The 7,863-nt window shown below is 51.3% G+C and carries 5 protein-coding genes; all 5 read right to left on the reverse strand.

Annotated elements, in window-relative coordinates:
* Positions 1-88: 88 nt before the first annotated feature.
* Positions 89-1,324 carry an OB-fold domain-containing protein gene (locus PHV74_13445; protein ID MDD5095363.1) on the reverse strand — a complete coding sequence of 412 codons (1,236 nt, stop codon included), beginning with the start codon at positions 1,322-1,324 and terminating at the stop codon, positions 89-91.
* 399 nt (positions 1,325-1,723) lie between these two features.
* Positions 1,724-2,869, reverse strand: a complete 1,146-nt coding sequence (locus PHV74_13450; protein ID MDD5095364.1) for an acyl-CoA dehydrogenase family protein — start codon at positions 2,867-2,869, stop codon at positions 1,724-1,726.
* Positions 2,870-2,943: 74 nt separating this feature from the next.
* Entirely contained in the window at positions 2,944-4,155 is a 1,212-nt protein-coding gene (locus PHV74_13455) for a CoA transferase (GenBank protein MDD5095365.1), read from the reverse strand.
* Positions 4,156-4,643: 488 nt separating this feature from the next.
* Positions 4,644-5,330, reverse strand: coding sequence for a response regulator transcription factor (locus PHV74_13460; protein MDD5095366.1), 687 nt, complete (start codon positions 5,328-5,330; stop codon positions 4,644-4,646).
* A complete protein-coding gene (locus tag PHV74_13465) occupies positions 5,327-7,153 on the reverse strand; it encodes a PAS domain S-box protein (protein ID MDD5095367.1) in 1,827 nt (608 codons plus the stop codon). Before PHV74_13465 ends, PHV74_13460 begins: the two co-directional genes overlap by 4 nt.
* Positions 7,154-7,863 lie beyond the last annotated feature (710 nt).

Raw genomic sequence — 7,863 nt, forward strand, 5'->3', positions numbered from 1 at the left:
TCTGCTTATGCCTGTGGTTCTCTCTGAACATCCCTTCACCTCAAGTCGAATAGCCTCAACTTGAGTCTATCGCATCCCAATATCAGCTTCAATACCAAGGCGCTACCTTTTTGCAGGAACGCCAATTGTGATAGCGCTGTTCATCGTGAACCTTCCTGAAGGTCAGCTCCATAGGCATGCCCATGGTGAGATTTCCCGTATCACGATCGGTCATCGTCGTATAGAACCTGCCACCTCCCTCCAGATCAACAACGGCCAGAACATTGGGCGGATCCGGAGTGACGGTGGTCAGGCTATCCATGCTATACGTAAAAAGGGTCCCCTTTTTCTCAGAGAGATTGATATCCTCAAAATTATCTTTCGCTTGACAATAAGCACAGATCCTCTGCTGTGGAAACTCAATCTGGCCGCAATTCTTACACTTTTGGCCCTTGCAGGCGAACACCCACTCTCTATCTCTCCAGGCCATCGTCAAGGAGCCGTAAGCGCGAGCAATCCGGTTCTTCTCCCATTCCATCATGTCGCGGAAACGGAGATACTTGCCGTAGAAAGGCATCATCATCTTTGACTCCAGATGTTTTTTGATGCCCCTGCGACCCTTGATATCAGCGATTTTATCCGTAACCTTGAGCATGAAGGCATCCGCGCCATCGCCGTAACTGATGAACAGAATTCGGTCACCGGGTTTCGCATCTTCCAGCGCTGCTACCAGCATCATGAAAGCTGAAGCCGCCCTGGTGTTGCCCACAGAGTTCAAAAGCGGATCCTGTATCTGGCCCGGCTCAAGCCTCAGCATTTTAGAAATCTCCGCATGCCGCCGGGCATCATACCCGTAATAAACCACTTTGTTGAACACTTTCGGCGTAACGGAATATTTTTTGCATAGACCGGAGACAACCTCTGGTATGCGCTCCAGGTAACCATGCTCAACCACAAAGCGCTCTTCCCACATCTGGGGATATCTATCGCGCGGGTTTCTCCAAATATCCAGAAAGTCGCTGGTGATTCCGTAACTGCCTTCGATCTCAACAGCGACATCCTTATCGCCGATCATCAATGCAGCCGCGCCATCACCGAACAATCTCTCGAATGCCGAATTTGGCGGTGCTCCCTGACATTCAGAAACGGCTACCAGACAATGCTTTGCCGAGCCTGCCTTAACAGCATCAATGGCTGCCCTGAGGCAACTCGTCCCGGCTCGAAGGGAGTTGGTGATATCTGCTGTTACAATATCTTTCCTGAGATCCAATGCCTTGGCCATCATGCTGGCATTCTGTTTTTCCAGATAAACAGGGCTCGTGGTGCCCATATAGAGCCAATCCACAGAGCTGCGATCTTGCCCGCTCAGACAGTCGATACATGCCTCCACTCCCATAGTCAAACTGTCTTCGTCCCAGTTACCTATCGCTTTTTCGCCTTTGCCGCCAAAGCTTCCCCAGACCTTGGATATGGTCTCCTAGCTCATTCTGTAAATCGGTATATACGCACCATACGATACGATCCCCACGGACATGTCATTTCCTCCTGCAACTACGTCTAATTTATGATTATCAACGCTTGCCTTTCCTAAGGCTCGGGTCTAATCAAGCGGGAGTTCCCCGCCTGTGAAGGCGGGGGTGAGAGCCGATTCCTGCGAAGCAGGACAAGCTCCGCTTGAACCCGCAAGTACCACGCCTGTAAAGGCGTGGGTATCTATTTTCACCCATCAAAAGAACTCTCAGGATCAGCGAGGCGCAAACTGCCGGCCAATCAACTCGCGAGCAATCACAAGCTTCATAACTTCGGCGGGTCCATCGGCTATCTCTAAGCCAACCGCATCGCGCATTCGTCGCTCTACGGGATATTCATCGCTATAGCCGAGATGGCCATGAATCAGAAGCGCGTTATGGATAGCGTCCAACGAAATCTTCGGAACCCACCACTTGCACATGGCGGTTTCCTTGGTATGAGTTAGCCCCTGATCTCTCATGGACAGAGCACGATAGCAAAGAAGACGCCCTGCTTCCAGAAGGGTGGCGTCTTCCGCGATCTTGAAAGCGATCGCTTCGAACTCGGCAAGCGGTCTTCCGAACGCGGTACGCTGACTGGCATACGTTATGGCATTCTCTAGGCTTTCCTGTGCCATTCCCAGCCCAGTCAGCGACAGCCCAATCCGCGCAAAATCGAACTGCTGCATGGCCAACTGGAATCCCCTGTTTTCTTCGCCAACGAGATAGCTGGTGGGCACGGCAACTTCATCGAAGAACAGGGAGGCTCGGTTTGCCTGTCTCCACCCCATATCTTCGAAAAGGGACCTCGAGACGCCGGGCAGATCGAGGGGAACCAGTAAGCAACTGACGCCTCTAGCGCCGGCGGTAGGGTCTGTCTTCGCAAAGACCAAGGATACATCACCCTGCATTCCATTGGTGATGGAGGTCTTCTCCCCGCTGATTATATATTTGTCGCCTTTTTTGATAGCACGGGTACGCATGGCCGCCGCATCCGATCCGCAGTCGGGCTCCGTGATAGCCAGCGTTGGTATCTTCTTGCCTTGGATTATGCCTGGCAGCCAATCCGCTCGTGCCTGCTCCGTCCCGAATTGCAGCGCAATGCCGGTAATTTTCGCCGGGATTAACATCAGGGCTGAGGCGGTATCCACCCGGGCCAACTCTTCGATGGCTATTCCCATCGAGACCCAGTCACTCTCTACCCCACCGTATTTTTCGGGCAGACACATGCCGAACAGCCCCATGTCAGCGAGCTTCTGCATGATATCCGCGGGCATATGATCCAGTTTGGCCCGTTTGTCGGCCAGGGGAGCAAGTTCCTTTCGAGCAAAAGCCCGTATCTCCCTCTGGAAAATCTCTTGAGTCTCGGTGAGTCCAAACAACTTAGCCCTCTCTTTTCAACCACAATTTCTCAGTAGTTGATACACGTCTCCTCAGAACAATCGCGCCATACCCCTCAAATGATCTCCTCATCTTTGAAGCGAGCGATGTCGTTCCAGTCATAGCCACAAACATCCAGCAGAATCTCCTCGGTATGCTCTCCCACTTCTGGAGCGGGCAAGGTCTGAGCTGCAGGGGTCTTAGGGAACACCCACGGGAACCCCGGGAGCTTGATCTTTCCCAGAGCAGGATGGTCGAAGGTGCGAACATATTCATTGGCAATCACTTGAGGATCCGCGCATGCCTCAGGGACATCGTTCACCGCAGCATGCACAAGTTTCTTCTCGCTCAACCGCTCTATCCATTCGCTCCGGTTTTTGGTAATGAATGTGTTATCGAGCAATCGGACAATTTCGGGTGATTTCCTCACCCTCAGCTCGAGGGTCGCATAGTCAGGTCCGGCCAACACGGGTAAACCTACTGCCATGCAGAAAGGAACCCAATCGACCTCCCGAAACAAGGCGAGAGCCAGCCACTTTTGGTCCTTGCATTTGAAGTAGTTGAACGTGGGAAAGAATGGTTTCAATCTCTCCGCTCTGGGAACCTCTATGCCTGATAAGAGATACTGAGAATAGACCTGAGATAGAATCTTGACCATATTGCCGAGGTTGGAGGATTCGACCCTTTGCCCGATGCCGTAGCGTTCCCTGGCCAGAAGAGCTGCTACAACGGCAAACGCCAGGCCATATGCCCCGGCCATGTCTGCAGTGGCTGGCAGAACCGAAACCGGGTCTTTGCCCGGTCCTTCTCCAACGTGAATCATCAGGCCGCTTCTGGCAACGATTGCCAGATCGAAACCCGGAAGCTCCGCATCGGGGCCTTTCTCTCCCCATGCAGTGGTGGTGGCATAAATGAGCTTTGGGTTGACTTTGGATAACATCTCGTATTCAAGGCCCAGATCCTTTACTGCGTCCGCCATAAAACTGGTGACGAACACATCGGAATTCTTCACCAATTGCTTCATGATTTCCTTACCCTTTGGATCCTTCAGATCCAGGGCAATTCCTCTCTTGTTGCGATTGAGATTCTCAAACAGTGAGTGGCGTCCATGTGGAAGAGCCGTAGGGCTGCCACAGAAGTTTCGATTCCCTCTTTGCTGGTCGCCTACACCCCTATACTCAACCTTGATGACGTCAGCGCCCAGGTCCCCCAGGATCGCTGAGCACTCAGGGCCGGCGATCCATTGAATCCAGTCAACAACTCTGATACCATCCAGAATCCCTTTCATTTTTACTACTCCCTTTTTTGATTTGATGTCTATTTCGCTCTTGGTTCGGCGGTGCTGAAATCATCCAAGTCAAAACAAATGGGGTTTGATATCTCGTTCCTGCTGCGGGAGTGATCGACCACACTGAGTTCAAAGATTGATTTAGCCCTGGTTATGGATAAGCCAAGAACATTACCTGTCTGTTCACCATCAGGCATTGCCCTCAAATAATGGAAGGAGTTGAAATTCCTATCTCGTATGCTGTTAGTAAGGTGCGAAGTGCAAAGAACCGGTTTTTCAACGAAGGCGTGATCTAGATAGATTATCTTGTACGATCTTTGCGGCAATTGTAACCTGAGAAGAAGAATAGAGGAATATGTACCTTCTACTAATTAGGGGAGGAAAAGGCTTCTATATCCTGATTACGAGTGTGCTATTGACCGATAGGTTTTGCCGTATCTGTCTTGAGGAAAATCTTAAGGAAGACCTTATTAAGTGGCGAAGGGTACCTATTCAGTGCTTTCTTTACTGCTTGCCTGCCCGCCGCTTTCTGCAGTTGGTGTTATTCCTCGAAGAATCGCATACCGCACCAACTGAATTTGGTTTTTGAGGCCGAGTTTTCGCATCATGCTCGAACGGTGAAGGTCAACGGTGTGCGAGGCTACTTGCAGTCGTTGGGCAATCTCAGCACTCGTCATTCCATTGGCCACAAGATGCAATATCTCACGCTCTCTCATCGTTAGTGTCTCGTAAGTGGTAAGATCGCTCTGGTCTGTCTTGCTCAAATAGTGCTTGATTGCCAGTTCGGAAAGCTGCGAGCTGAGGTAGCGATGACCGGCGAACGCTTGTCTGATTCCATGGACAAGTTCTTCGGAGGTGGATTCCTTCAGAGCATAGGCTTTGGCGCCTGCTCTCAGCGCCTCCAATACATAGGCTTCATCGGCGTACATAGAGAGAATAACCACAGCTGTTGTCGGGGAACGCTTCCTGACTTGCCTGGTGACCTCAAACCCATTCATGACACCCATCATCAGATCAAGCAGGAGAATATCGGGCTTGAGTTTCTCTGTCAGTTGGGTCGCCTCAAGTCCACTCGAAGTCTCACCCACGACGGTGAAATCTTGATAGCTCTCCAGCAGTGCTCGTAAGCCCTGCCTAACAACGTGGTGGTCATCAGCCAGCACTATGCTTATCATCGTTGTTCTTCCAAGTGACTTTTAAGTGGTTGCGGCTTGAGTGGTAATTGAGCTGTGACACTGGTGCCCTGGCCCGGGGCTGAGTCAATGCTTAATATTCCACCCAGCGACACGGCTCGCTCTCGCATACCCCTGATCCCGCTGCAGTTCATTACCGTGAGCAACTCAGGCACAAAACCAACTCCCTGATCTTCCACTAAAATATAGATCGATTGATCATCCGTCCATGCACGTACTAAGACTTCAGTCACACCTGCATGGCGTGCAACATTGGTCAGTGCCTCCTGGATAATCCGGTACGAGGCCAGGCTAACCTGTGGTGGCAGGTCTTTCTGCAGATCAAAGTGCTCGAAGTTAACGGTTACGTGATTTTGAGCGGCGTAGCGATCAATGTGCAAGAGCAAGGCATGCAGCAACCCAAGCTCGTCCAGTGCCCTGGGCCACAACTCAAATGACCGGGTGCGCATTCGTCCCATGAGGTCTTGCAGTGCGACTCTCGCTTCCCCAATGATCGAACAGGACTCGTCATGTGAAGCTCGCATGGCTCTTTCAAGCATCAGCTTCAGCGCTGTTAACGATTGAGCCATTTCGTCATGCAATTCGCGGGCGATCGCCTTACGCTCCGCTTCTTGTGATTCCACAAGTCGGTGGGATAGCACCCGCAGTTCATCTTCGCCGCGTTTCCGCTCAGAAATATCGGATAATAATCCGTCTAGGAATCGAGTTCCTTCTTTCTCATACGTCTTTATGGCTCTCGCGTTCACCCATACCCACTCCCCATCCTTTTTCCTGTATCTGAACTCTGTATCGAGATAGCCGCCCTCTCGATACACGGCCCTGAGCGCTTCTCGTACTCTTTCACCATCGTCAGGATGGACCCATCTCACTGTCCTTTCCAGAGGATTCACCCCTTGCATTTCTTCTTGCGTGTAACCCAGAATCCTTTCTGCATTAGGGCTTACGAATGTAAAATTCCCGTCCCAGTCAACTGTCCAATCCACATCTGAAATGTTGGCAACAAGAGAACGGTATCGCCCTTCGCTCTCGCGCAAGGCTTCCTCTTTTTGCTTGCGCTCAGAGATATCGGTCAGCAATCCGTCCAGAAATCGAGTACCATCTCTCTCATACGTCCGTACCGCTCTTGCATTTACCCATGCCCACTGTTCATCCTTTTTTCTGAGCCTGAACTCCGTATCGAGACAGCCGCCCTTTCGATACACGGCCCTGAGCGCTTCTCTTACCGATTCAGCATCGTCAGGATGGACCCATCTCGCTGTCCTTTCCAGAGGATTCACACCTTGCATTTCCTCTTGCGTGTAACCCAGAATCCTTTCTGCATTGTGGCTGACGAATGTAAAATTCCCGTCCCAGTCCGCGGTCCAATCCACATCTGCAATGTTGGCAACAAGAGAACGATACCGGCCCTCGCTCTCGCGCAAGGCTTCCTCTCTTCGTTTGCGCTCAGAGATATCGGTTATCAATCCGTCCAGAAAGCGAGTCCCATCTATCTCATACGTCCGCACGGCTCTCGCATTCACCCATACCCACTTTCCGTCCTTGCTTCTATATCGGAACTCGGTATCGAGATAGCCGCCCTCTCGATACACGGCCCTGAGCGCTTCCTTCACTTTCTTAGCATCATCGGGATGAACCTTTGTCGCTGTCCTTTCCAGTGGATGCTCTTCTCTCATCTCCTCTGGCGTGTATCCCAGAATCCTCTCTGCACTCGGGCTGATGAACGTAAAATTCCCGTCCCAGTCAGTTGTCCAATCGGCAGCTGGAATTTTGACAACAAGAGAACGCTTGCTCCTTCTCAATTTCACCCGATTCACCTCTGTTCTCTGACACTCATCTGCGGATAGTTGTGAATAGCTGGGAGCCTATCGAGTAATGTTCCTGCCATTGGATCGACGTGGCTTCGCTCAAAAACCCGCCGATTTCTGCCGCGAAATCGGCGGGTTTTTGGTACTGCGATATGGGAGGAGTGGAGCAACTTCGGCATTTATCTCAGTTTAGCGCAGGCCGGGGCCAATTGTAAATTCCTCCCCGCACACGATTGACTTGAATGGGGGGCAAATTGGTCGCCTTGCATATTCGATGAGATTGTCGGTAGTATAGCATAAACAGGGCCTGTTGTCATCTGGGGGAATTGCCTCAAAATAAGAGTTGCCGAAATATTAGAGGAGAGGATGACAGCCCTTCGGGCCAGCTTCTTGAAGGGATCATCGAGTTCATTATCGGGAAGGACACTTTCCACACTATTCAAGCGATGATGGCTCACCATGGACAGTGTTGGCATGCGCAATGCTGTTTTAGAGGATCGTACTAGGGCCACACGGACTGATCTGGTCAGAAGGGCAGCATACCAAAACCAAATCCTTCTGGCCTGCCTGATTTTGCGACTTTTGTCGTTGTCCAGGGAAAATGTCAGGGTTATGTGTTTAGCGATTTTGTCAGTGAAGTTATGGGCATATCATTAGGAGTCTCTCTTCCGTTGCGAGTTGCGTGGGAGCGGAATGCTGTAGATCATCTT

It is taken from the genome of Dehalococcoidia bacterium (assembly GCA_028711995.1).
In the GTDB taxonomy this organism is placed as follows: domain Bacteria; phylum Chloroflexota; class Dehalococcoidia; order SZUA-161; family SpSt-899; genus JAQTRE01.